The organism is Pseudomonas sp. EpS/L25, assembly GCF_001512295.1.
In the GTDB taxonomy this organism is placed as follows: Bacteria; Pseudomonadota; Gammaproteobacteria; order Pseudomonadales; family Pseudomonadaceae; genus Chryseomonas.
Genome location: NZ_LNUP01000015.1, coordinates 668,410 through 688,712, shown reverse-complemented (window position 1 = coordinate 688,712; position 20,303 = coordinate 668,410). Strand labels below are relative to the sequence as shown.

The window sequence follows — 20,303 nt, the reverse complement described above, 5'->3', positions numbered from 1 at the left end:
GGCCCGGACCGTCCAGCTCGACGGCCGCACTCCAATAATGACAAGAAAGGGAGCAGCTCGCATGACCACTTCGGTCCTCACTTCCGCGCCTCTCGCGAACGCCTTGCCTGCGGCGGAATTGTCTCGCGCGGAAAAATTCGGCTATGGCCTCGGCGATGCCGGGGGCACCATCATCACCTGCCTCATCGCCAACTTCCTCACCTTCTTCTACACCGACATCTTCGGCCTCACCCCGGCGGTGGTCGGCACCCTGTTCCTGGTACTGCGGGTGGTGGACGCCCTCGCCGATCCGCTGATGGGTACCCTGGCCGACCGCACCAACAGCCGCTTCGGTCGCTTCCGTCCCTGGCAACTCTGGGCGGCCCTGCCCATCGGCCTGGCGGGCATCCTGACCTTCAACACCCCGGACCTCGGTCCCAGCGCCAAGCTGGTCTACGCCTTCCTCACCTATCTGGCGTTGTCGCTCAGCTACAGCGCCGTCAACGTGCCCTATTGCGCCCTGATCAACGCCATGACTACCCGGCAGGAAGAGGTGGTGTCCTGCCAGACCTGGCGCTTCATGCTCTGCGGACTCGCCGGACTGCTGGTCTCGGTAGGCCTGCCCTGGATGGTCGCCGTGCTCGGCCATGGCGACCAGGTCCAGGGCTATCGCTGGGGCGTCACCCTGCTCTGCGGGGTGGCGGTGGCCATGTTCCTCTGGTGCTTCCTCAGCGTGCGCGAACGCGTGCCCCTAGCCACCCTGGGCCATTTCGGACTGCGCCAGCATTTGGCCGCGATGAAACGCAACGACCAGTTGTTGCTGATGCTGGTGCTGTCCTTCCTGCTGATCAATGTGTTCAACGTGCGCGGCGGCGGCTATCTCTACTTCATCACCTACGTGCTGCACGGCGATACGGCCTATACCTCGCTGTTCTTCGCCATGGTGGCGCTGGCTACCACCGGCGGCGCCCTGCTGGTGCCACCGCTGTCGCGGCGCATCGATCCGCTGCGGCTGTACCTGGGCATCAACCTGCTGCTGGCGGTCTGGAGCCTGGGGCTGTACCTGGTGCCCACCGGCGCCGCGCACGCCCAGCTCTGGCTCGGCCTGATCTTCGTCACCTGCCTGGTACAGGGCATGACGCTACCGCTGCACTTCTCCTTCATGGCCTTCGCCGACGACTACGGCCGCTGGAAGACCGGAGTACGCTCCTCGGGGCTGAATTTCGCCGCCAATCTGTTCTGCATCAAGCTGGCCTGGGCCTCCAGCGCCCTGATCATCAGCGTGCTCTTCACCCTGGTGGCCTACCAACCCGGCCAGGCTGCCCAGACCCCGGCCTCCCTGGGCGCCATCGGCCTGCTGCAGACCCTGATCCCCGCCGCGCTGCACCTGGCGCTGGCCGGCGTCCTGCTGTTCTGCAAGCTGGATCGCCCCTTCATGCAACGCCTCAGCCAAGACCTGCAGGCCGCCTGACTTTCCTTACGGAGGATTCCATGTCCACGCCCGTTCAAGACGTCTCCCATGTCCGACTCGACGACCCCTTCTGGAACGCCTATCGGCAACTGATCCGCGAAGTGGTCATTCCCTACCAGTGGGAAGCACTCAACGACCGCGTCGACGCCGCCGAGCCCAGTCACGCCATCGACAACTTCCGCATCGCCGCCGGCCAGCGCCAGGGCGATCACCATGGCATGGTGTTCCAGGACAGCGATGTGACCAAATGGCTCGAAGCGGTGGCCTACCAACTCGCCCAGGCACCCGATCCAGCCCTGGAAGCCACCGCCGACGAGGTGATCGCCCTGATCGGCGCCGCCCAGCAACCGGACGGCTACCTCAACACCTACTTTACCGTGAAGGCCCCCGCGGCGCGCTGGACCAATCTCGCCGAGTGCCACGAGCTGTATTGCGCCGGCCACTTGATCGAGGCCGCCGTGGCCTACTACCAGGCTACCGGCAAGACCGCGCTGCTGGACATCGCCCGGCGCCTGACCGACCACATCGATCAGGTGTTCGGCCCGGGCCCTGGGCAGTTGCCCGGCTATCCGGGCCACCCGGAGATCGAACTGGCGTTGATGCGCCTCTATGAAGTCACCGACGAGCCACGCTATCTGGTCCTGGGTCGCTACTTCATCGAACAGCGCGGCCAGCAGCCGCACTACTACGACGCCGAATACGAGCGCCGCGGCCGCACCTTCCACTGGCCCAGTCACGGTCCGGCTTGGATGATCAAGGACAAGGCCTACAGCCAGGCCCATGCCCCCGTCCTCAAGCAGGACAAAGCCGTTGGCCACGCGGTCCGCCTGCTCTATCTCTACACCGGGGTCGCCCATCTGGCCCGGCTGACCGGCGACGCCGACCAGGCCGCCGCCTGCCGGCGCATCTGGGACAACCTGACCCAGCGCCAGCTGTATGTCACCGGTGGCGTGGGCGCCCAAAGCCATGGTGAATCCCTCACCTGCGACTTCGACCTGCCCAACGATACCGCCTATGCCGAGACCTGTGCCTCGGTGGCCCTGGTGATGTTCGCCCGGCGCATGCTCGAACTCAGCCCGGAGGGCCGCTACGCCGACGTCCTGGAACGCGCGCTGTACAACACCGTGCTGGCCGGCATGGCGCTGGACGGCCGGCACTTCTTCTACGTCAATCCGCTGGAGGTGCACCCGGCGACCCTGGCCGGCAGCCACCGCTACGATCACGTTCACGCCGTGCGCCAGCGCTGGTTCGGCTGCGCCTGCTGCCCACCGAACATCGCCCGCTTGCTGGGCGCCCTGGAGGACTATGTCTATCTGCAACGCGAGGACCAGCTCTATGTACACCTCTACGTAGGCAGCGACCTCGGTTTCCAGATCGCCGGCCAGCCCTGGCAGTTGCGTCAGCGTAGCGACTATCCCTGGCAGGGCAACATCGGTTTCGAGCTGGCCGGGGCGTCCCAGGGCGGCACCTTCACCCTGGCCCTGCGCCTGCCGGACTGGTGTCCGGCACCCGCGGTGCGCCTCAACGGCGCGCCGGTCGACCTGGCGCCCCTGACGCGCGACGGCTACTGCCACCTGCGCCGCGAATGGCATGCCGGCGACCGGGTGGAACTCGACCTGCCGATGCCGACCCAGCGCCTACGAGCCCATCCCCAGGTGCGCCAGCTGGCGGGCAAGGTGGCGTTGCAACGCGGACCGCTGGTCTATTGCCTGGAGCAGGCGGACAACGGGGCGGACCTGCACAACCTGTCCCTGCCGCCGACGGCCGCGCTGCAGGACGTCCAGGGGCACGCCCCCCTGTCGCACGCCGTGCAGGTGCAGGCCGAAGGCCAGCGCTGGGATGCGACGGCCCCCACCGACGCCTCTCCGGCCCTCTACCGCCTGGCCTCGACGCCACCCCGGGCCACACCGCAACGACTCACCTTCATCCCCTACTTCGCCTGGGCCAATCGCGGCGAGGGCGAGATGCGGGTCTGGGTCGACGAACGCTGAGGGCGCTTCAGTTGGCTTCTTGCCCCCTGGGCACCAGGCGCTTCCACACCGCCTTGGTGCCCGTCGCGCAGGCTTGGCGATAGCCCAGGGCATGACGCTCCACCAGATACCAGGACACCACTGCCAGCGGCAGGGTGATGCCGATGGAGAGCAGCACCAGGGTCCAGGCTTCGATGCCGGGGATCACCGCCGCCAGGGTCTGCTGCACTGGAAAGGAGTAGATGTAGAGCCCGTATGAATAGTCGCCCACCTCGTTGAAGGCACGGATGCGCCCGGCGGGGACGAAGGCCAGGTAGAGCAGCACGTAGCCCAATACCAGGTTGTAGACCAGGAAGAAGCTGTCGCGGTCGGGGGTGGCGGCCACCAGCAGCACTACGGCGGCGACGAAGGCTGCGCGTGACAGCGGGATGTAGGCGCGCAACACATAGAAGGCACCGCCGAGGAAGAACATCTGGAACAGCCGCAGCAGGTGCGATTCGCTGGCGAAGAAATAGTAGGCGAACAGCTTGAACAGCGCGGCCCCCGCGGCGAACAGCAGGATGGCGCGCTGGAAGTGGCGACTGTCGAGCCGCAGCCAGAGGACGAACAGCCACAGCAGCGCCAGGGCACCGTACATGCCTACCTCGAAGGGCAGCGTCCACAGCGAACCGTTGACGATGGTCTGCAACGGATTGCCCTCGAACAGGCCGGGCAGGTCGAACTCGGCGCCGGCGATCAGGCCGGTGTTCTTCAGCAGGTAGAGCCAGGTCTGGCCGTCGCTCAGGTAGTCCTGCAACGGCGCCCGGGTCAGCCAGGCACCCAGGCCCAGCACCGTCAGCACCAGCATCACCAGCAGGCCCGGCACCACGCGCAGGGCGCGGCCCCAGACGAAGTCGATGATGTCGGCCCGGCTGAGCAGGCTCTTGGTGACCAGGAACCCGCTGGTGATGAAGAAAATGTCGACGGCGATGTCGCCGAGGGTCATGCCCAGGCTCTCGCGTCCGGGCTCCGCGGTAGGAGTGCCGCTGGAGATGGCGAAGCTGTGGCTGAAGACCACGGCGAGCGCCGCGATCATGCGAATCAAGTTGAGATTGTTGTTCTTGCCGCCAACGTAATCCTGAACGGTCTGCACGGATACCTCACGCCTGGTGTTTGGAGCCATGCGTCCCGATTGTAGTCAGATCCCGACCCACTGCAGCGGTTATGGCCTTTTGCTGGCCCAAAGCGTGGAACGCTGGGAATTTCTGAGGTCCCGGACCACCGTACATCGGTCAATGGGAACCCGCCTGGCCGCGAACGACCGGGCAAAGCGTGCGACAATCATCAGCAGTTCCATTCCACACGCGATTCGAGGTTTCCATGTACGACTGGCTCAATGCCCTGCCCAAGGCCGAACTGCACCTGCACCTGGAAGGCACCCTGGAGCCCGAGCTGCTGTTCAAGCTGGCCGAGCGCCATGGCGTCGCCCTGCCCTGGCAGGACGTCGAGGCCCTGCGCGCCGCCTACAACTTCGGCAACCTGCAGGAATTCCTCGACCTCTACTACGCTGGCGCCGACGTGCTGCGCACCGAGCAGGACTTCTACGACCTGACCTGGGCCTATCTGCAGAAGTGCAAGGAACAGAACGTCATCCATACCGAGCCCTTCTTCGACCCCCAGACCCACACCGACCGCGGCATCCCCTTCGAGGTGGTGGTGCGCGGCATCACCCAGGCGCTGAGCGACGGCGAGCAGCAGCTGGGCGTGACCAGCGGGCTGATCCTGAGCTTCCTGCGCCACCTGTCCGAAGACGCCGCCCAGGCCACCCTGGACCAGGCGCTGCCGTTCCGCGACCACTTCATCGCCGTCGGCCTGGACAGCTCCGAGCAGGGTCATCCGCCGAGCAAGTTCAAGCGCGTCTTCGCCCGCGCCCGCGCCGAAGGCTTTCCGGCCGTCGCCCACGCCGGCGAGGAAGGTCCGCCGGAGTACATCTGGGAAGCCCTCGACCAGCTCGGCGTGGTGCGCATCGACCACGGCGTGCGCGCCTTCGAGGACGAGCGGCTGATGGCCCGCCTGATCGACCAGCAGATCCCGCTCACCGTCTGCCCGCTGTCCAACACCAAGCTCTGCGTGTTCGACGACATGAGCCAGCACACCATCCTCAAGATGCTCGATCGCGGCCTCAAGGTCACCGTCAACTCGGACGACCCGGCCTACTTCGGCGGCTACGTCACCGAGAACTTCATGGCCCTGCACGAGGGCCTGGGCATGACCCAGGAACAGGCCCGGCGCCTGGCGCAGAACAGCCTCGATGCGCGCCTGGTGAAATGAGCATGAGCCTGACCGCTGCCGAGATCTCCTACTACGAACGCTTCGCCGAGCGCCTGGCCGATGCCGCCGCCGTGGCCATCCAACCCTACTTCCGTGCCCAGCTGGCGGTGGACGACAAGGGCGACGGAGCCAGCGCCGGTCGCCGCTACGACCCGGTCACCGTGGCCGACAAGGCCGCCGAACGCGCCATGCGCGAACTCATCCAGGCCGAGCACCCGGATCACGGCATCCTCGGTGAAGAAGAGGAAAACGTCGCTGGCAGCAGCCCCCTGACCTGGGTGCTGGACCCCATCGACGGCACCCGTGCCTTCATCACCGGCCTGCCGCTATGGGGCACCCTGGTGGCGCTCAACGACGGCAGCCGCCCGGTGATCGGGGTGATGAACCAGCCCTTCACCGGCGAACGCTACCTGGGCACTCCGGCTGGCGCCTGGCGCAACGGCGCCGCCCTGCGCACCCGCCCCTGCGCCAGCCTGAGCCAGGCCCGGCTGATGTGCACCAGCCGCGACATCTTCGACAGCCCCGACCGCCTGGCCGCCTTCGACGCCGTGGCCGCCGAGGTGCAGCTGGCCCGCTTCGGCGGCGACTGCTACGCCTACTGCATGCTGGCCTCGGGCTTCGTCGACGTCATCATCGAGGCGGGCCTGCATCCCTACGATGTCCAGGCGCTGATCCCCATCATCGAAGGCGCCGGCGGGCGCATGACGGCCTGGGATGGCGGGGACGCCCAGCAGGGCGGGGCCATCCTGGCCTGTGGGGATCCGGGGTTGCATGGGCAATTGGTGGAGCGGTTGAGGCATCTGGCCTGAGGCTTGGCAGGTGGGTCCGTAGTTTGGGTTGAGCGCAGCGAAGCCCAACGCCTAGCTCTACCTGATTATCGAGTGCTTTGATGATTCTGGTTTCGCCCACCCGGGCGACTCACTTTTTTCAGTCGCGAAAAAAGTAAGCAAAAACGCTTGCCCCGGTCATCCGGCCCTCCGCTGCGCTGCGGGTGACTCGCATTGCTCGCCCTTCGGGCCAGCCTGCGGCTGTTACTCCGCTGCGCTACGTTTCGCTCACACCAGCGCCGTTCCGGGGTCGGCCTACACGGGCCGTCCATGGCCCGTTAGGCCTCTCGCCGCATCCATGCGGCTCGACCCACTCCACGACACTGGCGCTCGCCCTCCTGAACGGGGCGATTTCGCCAGCCTGAAGGTTTTGGTTGAAGAACCATAAGCGGTCGTAGCGTGGACAACGGCGAAGCCTTGTCCACTGATTGCTTAGGTGCCCAGCAGTGGAAAACGCTGCGCGATTTTCCACGCTACAAATCAATATGAACCGTCCATGTAGATACCGAAGCATCAGGCTTGCGCCCCGTCCCCGTCAGTGAGGCCGAGTTCCGGTGTCGTGGCGGGGGTTGCGAGGCAGGACGCCGAGCAAGGCGCGAGGGGCAGGAAGCCCCTTCGTGCCGTGCCCCCGCCACGGCGCCGGAGCGAGGGAAACGTAGCGAAGCGGAGTAACAGCCGCAGGCTGGCCCGAAGGGTGAGCGAAGCGAATCACCCGGCGCTTTGCGCCGGGCCGAACTGTTGGGGTGTGCTTTCTTTTGCTTACTTTTCTTTGCACCGGGCGGCGATCCGCAAGCAAAGAAAAGTGAGTCGCCGGCCAGGCGAAACAAGAGCTATCCGGGCACTCGATAAACAGCCAAGGCACCAATAGCTGGGCCAAAGTACCAAAAGCAATCGCGGCCATGGGCCGCTCCTACAAGGCCAATCCAACCCCGTAGGAGCGGCCCATGGCCGCGATTGGCCCTGACCTTCGTGCCAGTCATCCCGTAACCGCCTTAAGCCCCCTCTAAGCCAAACCCCGTATACCGGCAGCATTCCGCCAGGAGTCCCTGCCGTGCTCCCCTCTCTTTCCCCTGCCGCCCCAAGAGCCGTACAGCTGGAACGGGCGCTGCTAATCGGCTGCCTGGCCGCCTACCTGCTCGCCGGGCTGTTCGGCCGTGGCTTGTGGAAAGCCGACGAGCCCTACTCCTTCGGCATGGTCTGGAATTTTCTCACCACCCCGGACTGGCTGATCCCTCGGGTCGGCGATGCGCCCTTCATGGAAAAGCCGCCGCTGATGTACTGGAGCGGCGCCCTCACCGCCCGGCTGTTCTCGCCCTGGCTCGGTGAACCGGACGGTGCACGGCTGGCAGTGCTGGGCTGGATGCTGGTGACCCTCGCCGCCCTGGCCTGGCTGACCCAACGGCTGCTGCCCGGTCGCGCGCGCCAGGCGTTGCTCGCCCTGCTGGGCATGTTGGGCGTGGTGCAACACAGCCACCTGCTGATCGCCGACGTCCCCCAACTGGCTGGCGCCACCCTGGGCCTGGCGGGACTGGCGGCCTACCTGCACGACGGCCAAAAGCCCTGGTCGCGCGGCCTGCTGTTCGGTAGCGGCCTGGGCATCGCCTTCATGAGCAAGGGCCTGCTGGTGCCGGGGGTGCTGGGGCTCTGTGGCGGGCTCTGCGCCCTCTGCTGGCCGCAGCGTCTACGCGCGCCGGAAGGTCGCCGCTGGGTGCTCGCCGCGGTCCTGGCCGCCCTGCCCTGGCTGCTGATCTGGCCGGCGCTGCTCTGGCACCAGGCGCCAGGGTTATTCCATACCTGGCTGTGGACCAACAACATCGGCCGCTTCTTCGGCCTGGAGGCGCGCAACAGCGATACCGACGGCCTGCTCTCCAGCCTGGCGGACCTGGCGGCGCTATCCTTTCCCACCGGACTGGTCCTGCTCGGCGCCACGCTCTGGCAGCTCCATCGCCGTGGCGGCAGCCCCCTGAAGCGCCTGGGCCGGCATCCGGGACTGGCCGCGGTGGTGCTCTACGCCATCGTCTGCCTGGGGGTGCTGCTCAAGTCGGCGGTCTTTCGCAGCCTCTATCTGCTGCCGCTGTTTCCCGCCCTGGCGTTGCTGGCGGCGCGGCTGGAGCCACCACCGGCCATCGCCCGCCTCGGCCGTGACGCCAGCGTGGCCTTCTGGACTCCGTTCATCGCCTTGCTGGCTCTGGGCGGTATCGGTCTGGCGCTGGGCTGGGCCTTGCCCTGGCCGCAGCTGGTCCGCGAGCACTTGCCGATAGCGGAACGCCTGTCGCTGAGTCTCCTTGCCTGGGCGGTCGCCCTGCTGGCCCTGGTCGGCTGGGGCGTCACCTTGGGGCTGCGTGCGCAGTTGGGTGCCGCCAGCGTCTGGTTCGTGGGCCTGACCGTCAGCTGGACCCTGGCCAACAGCCTCTGGCTGCCCTGGGTCGACCTGGGCAACAGCTATGCCCGGCCCTTCACCGAACTGCAGCGGGTGCTGCCACAGACGGACTGCGTGGCCAGCTACGGCCTGGGGGAGTCGGAGCGCTCCATGCTGCACGTCTACAGTGGCTATCCACCGCAGGAACAGACCAGCCTGCCCCAGGTGCCCTGCCAGGTGCTGGTGGTGCAGGACGAGTGGCACGAGCCGGTGGCGGTTCCTCCGGGCTGGCACCTGGTCTGGCAGGGCGCCCGGCCCGGCAATCTCAAGGAGCGTTTCCGCGCCTTCAGCCGGATGACGACGCGGCCCTGACAGCCTCGTCCTTGCCCCAGGCCGCGAGCAGATCCGAGGACTCCATCACCAGCCCCAGGTGCAGGGAGACCATGCTCAGCGCCGCCCGCTCCAGGCCTTCGTCGGTTCCCCGCACCAGGTCGCGCAGGACGATGACCCGGTAGGTGCGGTTGCTGGCGTCGAAGGCGGTGTTGAGCACGCAACAGTCGGTGAAGCCGCCATCCAGCACCACGGTGGTGATGCGCTGGTTGCGCAGCAGGAAGTCCAGGTCGGTAGGATAGAAAGCCGACAGCCGCCGCTTGTTTTCCACCCGCAGATCCTCGGGCAGGACCTCGGTGAGCAGCTCGGTCCAGGGCGAGCCTTCCACGGCATGGGCGTCGGCGTTGGGAATCGGCCCGACGTGCAGCGGAAAGGTCCGCCGCCAGGCCGCGGGGATGCCACCCAGGTCATCGGCGCCATTGGCGCGCAGCACCGATTTCACATGGACGATACGCACGCCCAGGGCGCGGGCCTGGCGGTGGAAGGCGTCCACCGGCGCCACCAGGCCAAGGGCGCGCGGTGCCGGGCAGGGACAATCCGGCGAGGCGTCCAGGTGGCCGCGGTGCAGGTCGATGGACAGCACCGCCGTGGTGCTCGGGTCCAGGTAATCGGCGAAGTCCGCTCGCGCCAGCAGGCGGGGTTCTTCATAGACGAAAGCACGCAGGCTCATCGGCGTTCCTCGCGAACATAGGCTTCGCCCAGGGCGCCGGGCTGGCTCAGGCGGTCACGCCCGGCCAGGGCGACCCAGATCATCACGCCCAGGGTGACGGCATAGGGCGCCATCAGGATGAAGTATTGCGACAGCCGCACCCCGGCGGCGGCCAACTGGGGGATCAGCGCCTCGATGCAGCCGAACAGCAACGCCCCGGCCAGGGCGCGCCAGGGCGACCAGCGGGCGAAGATCACCAGGGCCACGGCGATCCAGCCACGGCCACCGGTCATCTCGGCGATCCACAGCTTGGTGCTGAGCACGGCGATGTAGCCGCCCGCAAGACCGACCAGGGCCGCGCCGGCGAGGATCGCCAGCAAGCGATAGCCGGCCACCGAGAGGCCCGCCGCATCGGCCGCCTGGGGATTCTCGCCCACCGCCCGCAGGCGCAGGCCGGGGGTGGTGCGTTCGAGCCAGACGATCACCGCGAGGAAGATCAGCGGGGTCAGGTAGACCAGCAGGTTCTGCTGGAACAGCCGCCCCACCAGCGGCAGGTCCGACAGCGGCCAGAGCGCCAGCGCCGGCAGCCCGGACACCGGCTGGTTGGTCCAGCCCCAGAGGGTGCCGAGCAGGCCGGTGAGGCCCTGGCAGAAGAACACCAGGGTCAGGCCGGCGATCACCTGGTTGATGCGCAGCCAGATCACCATGACGGCGAACAGCAGCGAGACCAGCGCCGCCGCGCCCATGGCCGCCAGCAGCGCCAGGCCGGCATTGCCCAGCGCCAGTTGCGCCCCTATGCCGAACAGCGCGCCGACCAGCATCAGCCCCTCGGCATGCAAGGCCAGCACCCCGGATCTTTCGGTGAGGATCAGCCCCAGCGCCGCCAGGGCGTAGGGTACGGCGAAGTCGGGGACGTTACCCAGCCAGCTGGCGAGTAGATTCAAGCGGCACCTCCCTGGCTGCGTCTGAGCCGATGGCGGATGAAGAAATCCGAGGACGCCACGCAGATGACGATCAGCGCCTGGATCAGCTGCACCATGGCGAAGGGGATCTGGTAGAACACCTGCAGGTTGCGCCCGGCGACGAACAGGGTCGCCACCAGGAAGGCCACCACCGCGGCGGCCAGCGGGTTATTGCGCGCCAGGAAGGCGATGAGGATGCCGGAGAAGCCATAGCCCTGATAGAAGGACTGGGTCAGCCGCCCTTCCTGCCCCGCCGCCACGACGAAGCCGGCCAGCCCGGCCAGGGCGCCGGAGGCCAGCACCGTGGCGAGGATGGTGGCGCGCACCGGCACGCCGACGGCGCCGGCCACCCGCGGATTGGCGTCGACGAATCTCAGGTAGAGCCCGGCGCGACTCAGGGCGACGAACCACCAGGCCAGCACCGCCACCAGCAGCGCCAGGGGCACCGCCAGGCTCAGCCCGGGCAGCAACTCCGGCAGCCGCTCGAAGGGGCGGAACAGCGGCGAATAGGGAAAGGCGTCGCGCGGGTCCTTCCAGGGGCCGAACACCAGGTGCAACAGGAAGTTGGCGGCGATGTAGTTGAGCATAAGCGAGGCGATGATCTCGTTCACCCCCAGGCGCAGCTTGAGCAGCAAGGGCGCCAGTGCCCAGAGCAGGCCGCCAAGCAATGCCGCCATCAGCATCAGCGGCAGGCGCAGGGCTTCCGGACCGATCTCGAACAAGGACACCGCCGTGGCGCCGAGGGCGCCCCAGATCATCTGGCCTTCCAGGCCCAGGTTCCAGAAGCGCGCGCGAAAGGCCAGGCAGCCGGCCAGGCCCACCAGGATCACCGGCGCGGCCTGGAACAGGGTGGCCTGCAGGCTCTGGGCGTCGAACAGGGTGGCGACCACGAATTCGTTGAGCAGCTCGCCGGCCGGCACCCCGGCCAAGACCAGGATAGCGGCCGACAGGCCCAGTCCCAGCAACAGCGCCAGGCCGAGGATCAGCGCCTGCCAGGGCCAGGCCAATTGCTGGCGGATCTCCAGGGTGTAGCGGCGGCTGAACAGCGGTTGCCGCGGACGCGCGGCCGCGGTCTGTGCCAGCGGCGGAGTCAGGGGTTCAAGCATGATTCACCATGGCATGGCCGATCGCCTGGCGATCGGCGGGTCGCTGGAATTCGGCGACGAGGCGTCCGGCGCTCATCACCCCGATGCGATCGGCGAGTGCCAGCACCTCGTCCAGGTCTTCGCTGATCAACAACACCGCGGCGCCGGCCTCGCGGGCGGCCAGCAGCCGCGCCTGTACCTCGGCACCAGCACGGACGTCCAGGCCCCGGCTGGGACTGTGGGCCAGCACCAGCCGCGGCTCGCGGCCGAATTCCCGGGCGATTACCAGCTTCTGGGCGTTGCCGCCGGAGAGCAGCGCCGCCTTCTGCCGGACCGAGCGCACGCCCTGGACATCGAATTGCGTGACCGCCGCCTGGGTCGCCGCTTCCTGGGCGCGGCGATCCAGGCGGGCGAAACCACCAAAGCGACCGGCGTGCACCGCGCCGATGGCGAAGTTGTCGGCCACCGACAGGCCTCCGGCCAGGGCGCTGCCATAGCGGTCGGCGGGAATGGCGGCGATGCGCAGGTCGCGGCGTCGGGCGCTGGCGGCCGTACCCAGCTCGCCGAAGCCCTCCAGCCGCACCTCACCCTCGTAGGGCTGTGGCAGGCCCATCAGCACATCGGCCAGTTCGCCCTGGCCGTTGCCGCCGACCCCGGCGATGCCATAGATCTCGCCGGCGCGCAGTTCCAGGTCGATACCGTCCAGGGCGCGGCGCCCGCCGCGCTCCGGGGTGCGCAGGCCGCGCACCCGCAACAGCGGTGCCCCGGCGGCACGCCGCGGGGTATCGGCGAGCGGCTGGGCGTCACCCACGGTGAGGCGCACCAATTCATCCACCGATACCTCGGCGGGGTCCAGGCTGCGCAGGGTGCGGCCGCCGCGCATCACCGTGAGGCGGTCGGCGTAGCTCAGGGCGTCCTGCATGCGATGGGTCACCAGCACCACGGCGGCGCCCTCCGCCGCCAGGGCGCGCAGGGTCTGCAACAGCCGCTCGCCCTCGCCATCGGTGAGCACCGCGGTGGGTTCGTCGAGGATGAGGATACGTGCCCCGGCCAGCAGTACCTTGAGGATCTCCACCCGCTGCTGTTCGGCGATGGACAGCTCCGCCACCCGCTGCTCCGGGCGGATGGCGAAGCCGAGGGCGGCGGCCTGCTGGCGGATGCGCTCGCTGATCTCGGCCAGGCGTCGGCGATGGCTGCCCGCTCCGGCTGGCAGGCCGAGCAGCACGTTCTCGGCGACGCTGAACGGCCGGACCAGCTTGAAGTGCTGGTGGACCATGCCGATGCGCAGCCGAGCGGCGTCCGCCGGACCGCGCAGCCGCACCGGGTTGTCGTCCACCAGCAGTTCGCCGGTCTCAGGTGCATAGAGGCCGGCGGCGATGTTCATCAGCGTCGACTTGCCCGCGCCGTTCTCGCCGAGAAGCGCATGCACCTCGCCCCAGCGCACCAGGAAATCCGCCTGCTGCAGCGCCTGGAAGCCATCGAAGGTCTTGCCGACGCCACGCAGTTGCAGAGCGTTGTGTCTTTTCATGGGGATCGCCAAATCGGTCCAAGCATCGCTTGCGTGGAAAACGCTGTGCGGTTTTCCACGCTACCCAGGGCGCACAGCCGCGCCGGTGGCGCTCTACTTCTGCGTCGTCACGCCCTGGACGAACCAGTCCATCTGCCACAGTGCCGGGTCGGACAGCACCTGGCCGGCGGCGACCCGCTCCTTGCCGTCGCGATCGCTCAGGGGACCGGCGTAGATCTGCTTGCCCTTGAGGATGGCCTCGCGCTCGGCCAGGATCTTCTCCTGGGCCGCCTTGGGCACGCCGTCGCCGAAGCCGGCGATGTCGGTGCCGCCGTCGGCCATGGAGACGAAGGCACCGTGGGGCGCAGGCTTCCAGTTGCCCGCGATGACGCGCTTGAGCTCCGGCACCAGGAAGCGATCCCAGACCCACACCGAGGAACAGAGGGTGGCCTTGGGCGCGAACTGGCGCATGTCGCGGTGGTGGCCGGTGCCGTAGACGCCGCGCTCCTGGGCGACGATCTGCGGCGTGGGGGTATCCACGTGCTGGCCGATGACGTCGGCACCCTGATCGATCAGCGCCGCGGCGGCGGCGCGCTCCTTGACCGGATCGTTCCAGCTGCCGGTGTAGATCACCGTCAGGGTGGCATTGGGATTCATCTGCCGGGCGCCCAGCTCGTAGGCGTTGATGGTCCAGTTCACCACGCCGAAGGGATTGGCGGCGACGAAGCCCAGCTTGCCGGTCTTGGAGGCCGCGCCCGCGGCCATGCCGCAGAGGTACTGGCTCTCGTAGGTGCGGCCGTAGAAGGATTCCAGGTTGCGGCCGTTGGTGGTGCCCGAGGCGTTGAGGAAGGCCACGTCGGGGTACTGCTCGGCCAGTTGCTTGAAGGTGTCGGAATAGCCGAAGGCGGTGCCGATGACGATGTTGGCGCCGCGCTTGATGAAACGCTCGGCGGCCGGGCGGATGGCCGAGGCGGTCTCCGGCACGTTCTCCACGAACTGGATCTTCATGCCCAGCTCCTTCTCGATCTTCACCCGCGCCTCGTCCATGGCCTGGGTCCAGCCGCCATCGTTCTTGGCGGTGAAATACAGCATGGCGATCTTCGGCTCGCCCTTGAGGGTGAAGCCCTCGTCGTCCGCCTGCGCCACGGCGCCCAGTCCCACCAGCGCCAGCACGCACGCCACTCTTCCCAGCCATCTGCTCAGCATCGTCTTGTCCTTAGTCCTGTTCACAGCATGTGATTGATACGGAACACGTTGCCTTCCGGGTCCAGCAGTACCGCCTGGTACCAGTGGTAGTAGGTTTCGTAGGGCGCCTTCAGCAGGCGGGCACCGGCGGCCTCGGCCACTGGCACCAGGAGATCCACCTCGGCACGGCTGTCCACCTCCAGGTTGAGCAGGAAGCGGCAACCCTGGCTGCCGACGAATTCGTCCAGTCCCAAGAGCTCATAGGCCTCGGGCGCGTTGAAGCCGATGGCGGTCTTGCCGGTATCCAGGCCGCGAAAGATCGGCGAGCGGATCGCCGCGATCTCGGGAAAACCGAACACTCGCTGGTAGAAGCCGCTCAGGGCCACCACGTCCTGGGCGAAGACGTTGACGTAGGAAAGACTCGGCATCAGGCCACCCGCACGCCGGCCTGGGTGCCGCCGAAGGTGGTCTGCTTGACGAACTTGGATCTCAGGTGATCGCCCGAGGTGATGGGCGCATGGCGCGGCGGCGTGCCAGGCGTGGCGCAGCCGGGCAGGCACTCGATGAGGGTGTCGTAGTTGGGCTGGTGGAAGAACACCAGGGACTGGCGGCGGGTGTCGCAACCGGCATCCGCCGGCGGATTCACCACCCGGTGCAGGGTGGAGACCCAGCGGTCGTTGGTCCACTGCATCATCAGGTCGCCGATGTTGACCACGAAGCCGCCCGGCACCTTGGGCACGTCCACCCACTCGCCGTCGGCATTGCGCACCTGCAGGCCACCGGGGGCGTCGTCGGGACGGACGATGGTCAGGCTGCCGTAGTCGGTATGGGCCCCCGCGCGCAACTGGCCGGGCAGCGCCGCTTCCTTCTGGTGGGGATAGCAGAGGGTGCGGAACATGCTGATGTGGCGGTCGATGCGGCTGTCGAAATAGGTCTCCGGCAACGCCAGTCCCAGGGCGAAGAGGCGCATCAGGGTGCGCGCCAGGTCGCTCATGGCGGCGAAGTATTCGGCATAGGCCTCGCGAAAGCCGGGGATGGCCGTGGGCCAGACATTGGGCGCGAAGTGCGGCCCGGCTTCGGGACCGCGGTAGTAGGCTGTGGCCGGGACGTCCAGCGGACCGATGGAAAAGGACTCCTTGAGATCCCCCGGCGCCGCTTCCTCAAGGCTGTAGGACAGGCTTTCCTCGGCCACCGCGCTGTAGCCGCGCACCTGGTCCGGACGCGGCCGATCGGCCTTGCGCTTCTCCGCCAGCGGCAGATCGAAGAAGGCCCGCGACAGGCGCGAGACGCGCTCGACCAGCTCGTCGGGCACCTGGTGGTGGGTGATGACCAGAAAGCCGATATCGCGGCAGGCCTGGTCGACGGCCTTGGCCACCGCCTGCTTGCCGGCGGCCGAGCCCGCGAAATAGGGGGCCAGATCGATGATGGGAACACTGGACAGCGGCATGACGGACCTCACGAGTGGGACGAAAGGAGACAGCGCGACGCACGTTCACCGGGCAGGACGGCAGCAGGGAAATTGCAACCGCTGTGCCAGCTTTGGACCATTTGGTAAAAACTAAAAAACCATACGAAAACAGCAGGTTGGATAAAAAGTCTGTGACCCGTCAGTGGCACGCTGCACCTTGAGCGATCAGCGTGCACCGGGGTGGCTCGCGGTGGTGCCAGGGGATGGATGGGAACGGGCGAAGGGGGTGAATACGGATGGTTGGCAGCTTGGGGATGTTGGGCTTCGCGGGGCTCGGCCCAACCTACGGAAGCCCAACAGCCCCGACTAATCCAGCTCGTGATAACGCCGGTCGAAGTACAGCAGCCCGCCCTTGCCACCCGGCTCGGCTACGCCCAGCACCTCGCACAGCAACAGGTCATGGCTGCCCACCGACTGCACCTCGGCGATGCGGCAGTCACAGGCCACCAGGGCACCGTCCAGCACCGGCGCGCCGCTGGCGAGGCGCGTCCAACGGGCGGCGGCGAAGCGTTCGGGCATGGCGGTCTTGCCGCCGAAGAGGTTGGCCAGCGCCTGCTGGCCGGCGGCCAGGACGTTGACGCAGAGCACCCCGTTGGCGCTGAAGGCCGGATGCACCGAGGCACCGCGGTTGAGGCAGACCAGCAGGGTCGGCGGGGTATCGCTGACGCTGCACACGGCGGTGGCGGTGAAGCCGGCTGGCCCGGCCGGGCCATCGGTGGTGACGATGTTGACCGCGGCGCCCAGGCGCGCCATGGCCCCGCGGAAGAGGTCGCGCTCGACCGGGACGGCGGGCGGCGTGGCAGGCGGCAAGGCATGGGCAACGGACATGGCGCTATTCCTCGCGAGCTTGGCTGAGATAGTCGAGTACCACCCGGTCGAAGGTGGCGGGGTCGGTGACACTGGAGGTGTGGCCGCCCCACTCCAGCAACTGGAAGGTGGCCCGAGGCAGACCCGCGGCCAGGCGCTGGGACGAGGTCCAGGGCACCAGCACATCGTCGCGGTTGGCCAGCACCAGGGTCGGCACCTCAATCCGCGCCAGCTCGGCGTCCACGTCGAAGGCCAGCAGGGCGCCGATGCGCCGCAGCACGTTGGCCTCACCCGGGAAATGCGCCAGGGCATGGGCCTCGTCGGCGGCCAGGCGCTCGTCGTGCTCGGCGATCCAGGTGGCCGGATAGAGGAAGATCGCCTGGGCCTGGACGTAGGCCGCGGCGCCGCTGTCGCGCAGTAGTCGTTGGCGCAGGGCGAAGCAGCGCGCGGTATGGGGATTGGGCCGGCTCCAGGCGTTGACCAGCACCTGGCGGCGGATCAGCCCCGGCCGCAGCAGATTGGCCTGCAGCCCCACCAGGCCGCCCAGGGCATGGCCCATGAACAGGCAGTCGCGCAGCTCCAGGCGATCGGCCAGGGCCAGCAGGTCCTCGGCCATGTGCTGGATACGATAGTCGGCGGGCAATTCCGCTGGGCTTTTGCCGGTGCCGGGCTGGTCGTAGACCACCACCCGAAAGTGCTCGCCCAGGGCCGCCAGCTGCGGCGCCCAGAAGGCCCCGGCGCCGCCCAGCCCCGAGCTGAGCAGCAGGGTGTCGGCCGCCGGGTCCTGGCGGCCATGGAGTTCGACGTGCATGGGCGGTCCTCGGTGGTTCAGTGGTTGAGGTAGCCCTCTCCACAGCCCTCTCCCGGAGGGAGAGGGGGCGGTACGGAGCGGGGGCAGAGTACGGCGCTCGTCCTAGCCGACATGGGCGATGCTGGCGATCTCGATCAGGGCGTCCGGCTTCACCAGGCCGCACTGGATGCAATAGCGCGCCGGCTTCTCGCCCGGGAAGAACTCGGCGTACACCGCGTTGATGGCGGCGTAGTTCGCCCAGTCGGTGAGCATGATCATGTTGAAGGTGACATCGGCCATGGTGCCACCCGCCGCCTCCACCACCCCCTGGATGGTGGTGAGGACATGGCGCGCCTGGGCGGCGGCGTCGCCGACATGGACCACGTTGTTCTGCGCATCGAACGGCAGGGTGCCGGAGACATAGAGCACCCCATCGGCCAGGCTGCCGGGCACGAAGGGGGCGATGGGGGTACCGGTACCGGCGGGGATCACGGCTTGCTTGGGCATGGTGGCTCAGTCCTTGGCGAAGGTGGTGTGGAAGTCGGCGCAGCTGGCGACCCAGCCGAAGAAGGTCTCGATGTTGAACAGCGCAGCGTCGTGGGCCGCACGCGGGCCGGCCTGGTGGCAGGCGTCGTGCAGGCAGACGCCGAAATATTCGAGGAAGAAGCCGTCCCTCAGGGTCGACTCCACGCAGACGTTGGTGGCGACGCCGACGAACACCAGGTTGCGGATGCCACGGGCGCGTAGCAGGCTGTCCAGGTTGGTGTTGTAGAAGCCGCTGTAGCGGGTCTTGGGCACCACCAGGTCTGCCGCCGCCGGCTGCAGCCGATCCACCAGGGCGTAGTCCCAGCCGCCCTTGGCCAGCAATTGCCCCTGCAGCTCGGGTCGCTTGCGCATGGTCTTGAGGGCATTGGACTTGTGCCAGTTGGGCGAACCGGGGCCGCCGGCCTCGCGGTATTCCGGGTCCCAGCCGTTCTGGAACCAGACCACCTGGATACCCGCGCCGCGGGCGGTCTCCACTACGGCGGCGACGTTCTCGATCACCGGCCCGGTGGCCGAGACGTCGAAGCCGGCCAGGTCCAGGTAGCCCCCCTGGCTGGCATAGGCATTCTGCATGTCCACCACGATCAGGGCCGTCTCGCTGGCCTTGAGACGCAGGGGTTCGGGGCGCGCCGGCAAGGTCACCGCCTCGGCGTCGCTCGCGGGCAGGGCATAACCCGCCAGGGTTTCCACGGCATTCATCAGGCACTCTCCTGCAGCAGATTGACGTGACGGCGGCTCTGCATCAGCGGCTGGATGCGCTCGCCGAAGTCGGTCACGCCCTGGACGAAGTCGTCGAAGGTCAGCAGTACCCCGCTGGCCCCGGGCACCTCGGCGATCTCGTCGAGCATACGTGCCACGCTGGCGAAGGAACCCACCAGGGTGCCCATGTTGATGTTCACCGCCGAGGTCGGATCGGCCATCTGGCGCACGTTGGTGTCGCTGCCGGACTTGGTGTCGGCGGCGGCCTGGGCGCCGAGCCAGGCGATGGCTTCCTCGTCGGCACCGGCCTTGTAGTGCTCCCACTTGGCGCGGGCGGCCTCGTCGGTCTCGGCGGCGATGATCATGAACAGGGCGATGGAGGTGACGTCGCGCCCGGTCTTGGCAGTGGCTGCCTGCAACCGCTCCACCGCCGGCGCGAAGGCCTTGGGCGTGTTGACGCCCTTGCCGAAGACGAAGCTGTAGTCCGCGTGCTCGGCGGCGAAGGCCAGGCCGGCATCGCTCGCTCCCGCGCAAACGATCTCCATGGGCGCCTGGGGCTGGGGGCTCACCCGGCAGTCCTCCATCCGGAAGTGCGCGCCCTGGAAGTCCGAGCGACCGGTGCCCCAGAGATCGCGAAGCACCTGGGCGTATTCGCCAAGGTATTGGTAACGACTGGCGAAGAACTCATCGCCCGGCCAGAGGCCCATCTGGCTGTACTCGGGCTTCTGCCAGCCGGTGACCAGGTTGACGCCGAAGCGACCGCCGGAAATGCAGTCGATGGTGGCGGCCATGCGCGCGACGATGGCCGGCGGCAGAGTCAGGGTCGCGGCGGTGGCGAACAGCTTGATGCGCGAGGTCACCGCCGCCAGCCCGGCCATGAGGGTGAAGGACTCCAGGTTGTGGTCCCAGAATTCGGTCTTACCGCCGAAGCCGCGCAGCTTGATCATCGACAGGGCGAAGTCGAAGCCATAGTGCTCGGCGCGCTGCACGATCTCGCGGTTCAGTTCGAAGGTAGGCCGGTACTGAGGCGCGTTTTCCGACAGCAGCCAGCCGTTGTTGCCGATGGGAATGAAGACACCGATGTTCATCGCTCGCACTCTTCCGCAGTCAGGAATCGGAACGCACCCGAGGGCGCCGTTGCTGCAGGATGAGAGCAGAAAGCTTGCCAAGTTCTGAAAATTAAGCCCAATCAATCACTTGGATCGCATCCGTGATTAAATTCAGACTATTTGGTCCACACTAGAGCACCTGGTTTGTGCAGGGTGCCCGAATCCGGGGCATGAACGGCCGTCCGACATGCTA

18 protein-coding genes are annotated in these 20,303 nt (G+C 67.7%); 5 read left to right on the top strand and 13 right to left on the bottom strand.

The features are described from left to right. The first annotated feature begins 61 nt into the window (after positions 1-61). Together AR540_RS19695 and AR540_RS19690 are read left to right on the top strand one after the other, a co-directional pair. The gene (locus tag AR540_RS19695) at positions 62-1,450 is read left to right on the top strand and encodes an MFS transporter (protein WP_059231237.1); all 1,389 of its coding nucleotides are present in this window, start codon (positions 62-64) and stop codon (positions 1,448-1,450) included. Between the two features lie 20 nt (positions 1,451-1,470). Beyond that, a complete protein-coding gene (locus tag AR540_RS19690; protein ID WP_059231235.1) occupies positions 1,471-3,441 on the top strand; it encodes a glycoside hydrolase family 127 protein in 1,971 nt (656 codons plus the stop codon). A gap of 7 nt (positions 3,442-3,448) precedes the next feature. On the opposite strand, the gene AR540_RS19685 is transcribed toward AR540_RS19690, so the two are convergent. Beyond that, complete coding sequence (locus AR540_RS19685; RefSeq protein ID WP_236712091.1) at positions 3,449-4,552, bottom strand: acyltransferase family protein; 1,104 nt, start codon at positions 4,550-4,552, stop codon at positions 3,449-3,451. Between the two features lie 227 nt (positions 4,553-4,779). On the opposite strand from AR540_RS19685, the gene AR540_RS19680 reads away from it, so the two are divergent. From AR540_RS19680 to AR540_RS19670, 3 genes are all read left to right on the top strand, one after another. Further along, positions 4,780-5,730 carry an adenosine deaminase gene (locus AR540_RS19680; RefSeq protein WP_059231231.1) on the top strand — a complete coding sequence of 317 codons (951 nt, stop codon included), beginning with the start codon at positions 4,780-4,782 and terminating at the stop codon, positions 5,728-5,730. Positions 5,731-5,732: 2 nt separating this feature from the next. Beyond that, positions 5,733-6,539, top strand: a complete 807-nt coding sequence (hisN, locus tag AR540_RS19675) for a histidinol-phosphatase (RefSeq protein WP_059231229.1) — start codon at positions 5,733-5,735, stop codon at positions 6,537-6,539. A 1,069-nt stretch (positions 6,540-7,608) separates the two neighbouring features. Continuing rightward, on the top strand, positions 7,609-9,288 hold the full coding sequence (locus AR540_RS19670; protein ID WP_177339260.1) for an ArnT family glycosyltransferase: 1,680 nt from the start codon (positions 7,609-7,611) through the stop codon (positions 9,286-9,288). Here AR540_RS19670 and AR540_RS19665 read toward each other — a convergent pair. From AR540_RS19665 to rutA, 12 genes are all read right to left on the bottom strand, one after another. After that, the gene (locus tag AR540_RS19665) at positions 9,263-9,976 is read right to left on the bottom strand and encodes a cysteine hydrolase family protein (RefSeq protein ID WP_201786123.1); all 714 of its coding nucleotides are present in this window, start codon (positions 9,974-9,976) and stop codon (positions 9,263-9,265) included. The genes AR540_RS19670 and AR540_RS19665 overlap by 26 nt on opposite strands. Continuing rightward, positions 9,973-10,899, bottom strand: a complete 927-nt coding sequence (locus AR540_RS19660; RefSeq protein ID WP_059231226.1) for an ABC transporter permease — start codon at positions 10,897-10,899, stop codon at positions 9,973-9,975. Before AR540_RS19660 ends, AR540_RS19665 begins: the two co-directional genes overlap by 4 nt. Next, positions 10,896-12,023, bottom strand: coding sequence for an ABC transporter permease (locus AR540_RS19655; RefSeq protein ID WP_059231224.1), 1,128 nt, complete (start codon positions 12,021-12,023; stop codon positions 10,896-10,898). The genes AR540_RS19660 and AR540_RS19655 overlap by 4 nt, the downstream gene beginning before the upstream one ends. Continuing rightward, positions 12,016-13,530, bottom strand: coding sequence for an ABC transporter ATP-binding protein (locus AR540_RS19650; RefSeq protein WP_059231222.1), 1,515 nt, complete (start codon positions 13,528-13,530; stop codon positions 12,016-12,018). The genes AR540_RS19655 and AR540_RS19650 overlap by 8 nt, the downstream gene beginning before the upstream one ends. Positions 13,531-13,623: 93 nt before the next feature. After that, entirely contained in the window at positions 13,624-14,715 is a 1,092-nt protein-coding gene (locus AR540_RS19645) for a BMP family ABC transporter substrate-binding protein (RefSeq protein WP_059231220.1), read from the bottom strand. A 20-nt stretch (positions 14,716-14,735) separates the two neighbouring features. After that, positions 14,736-15,122, bottom strand: coding sequence for a VOC family protein (locus tag AR540_RS19640; protein WP_059231219.1), 387 nt, complete (start codon positions 15,120-15,122; stop codon positions 14,736-14,738). Then, positions 15,122-16,141: an isopenicillin N synthase family dioxygenase gene (locus AR540_RS19635; RefSeq protein WP_059231218.1), complete on the bottom strand. Its 1,020-nt coding sequence runs from the start codon at positions 16,139-16,141 to the stop codon at positions 15,122-15,124. The genes AR540_RS19640 and AR540_RS19635 overlap by 1 nt, the downstream gene beginning before the upstream one ends. Positions 16,142-16,468: 327 nt before the next feature. Beyond that, positions 16,469-16,990, bottom strand: a complete 522-nt coding sequence (locus tag AR540_RS19630; RefSeq protein ID WP_059231216.1) for a flavin reductase — start codon at positions 16,988-16,990, stop codon at positions 16,469-16,471. Positions 16,991-16,994: 4 nt separating this feature from the next. Then, positions 16,995-17,780, bottom strand: coding sequence for a pyrimidine utilization protein D (rutD, locus tag AR540_RS19625; protein ID WP_059231214.1), 786 nt, complete (start codon positions 17,778-17,780; stop codon positions 16,995-16,997). Between the two features lie 102 nt (positions 17,781-17,882). Next, positions 17,883-18,266, bottom strand: a complete 384-nt coding sequence (gene rutC / locus AR540_RS19620) for a pyrimidine utilization protein C (protein WP_027600052.1) — start codon at positions 18,264-18,266, stop codon at positions 17,883-17,885. 6 nt (positions 18,267-18,272) lie between these two features. Further along, positions 18,273-19,001 carry a pyrimidine utilization protein B gene (gene rutB / locus AR540_RS19615; RefSeq protein ID WP_059231212.1) on the bottom strand — a complete coding sequence of 243 codons (729 nt, stop codon included), beginning with the start codon at positions 18,999-19,001 and terminating at the stop codon, positions 18,273-18,275. Beyond that, entirely contained in the window at positions 19,001-20,089 is a 1,089-nt protein-coding gene (gene rutA, locus AR540_RS19610; protein WP_059231210.1) for a pyrimidine utilization protein A, read from the bottom strand. The genes rutB and rutA overlap by 1 nt, the downstream gene beginning before the upstream one ends. Positions 20,090-20,303: the final 214 nt, after the last annotated feature.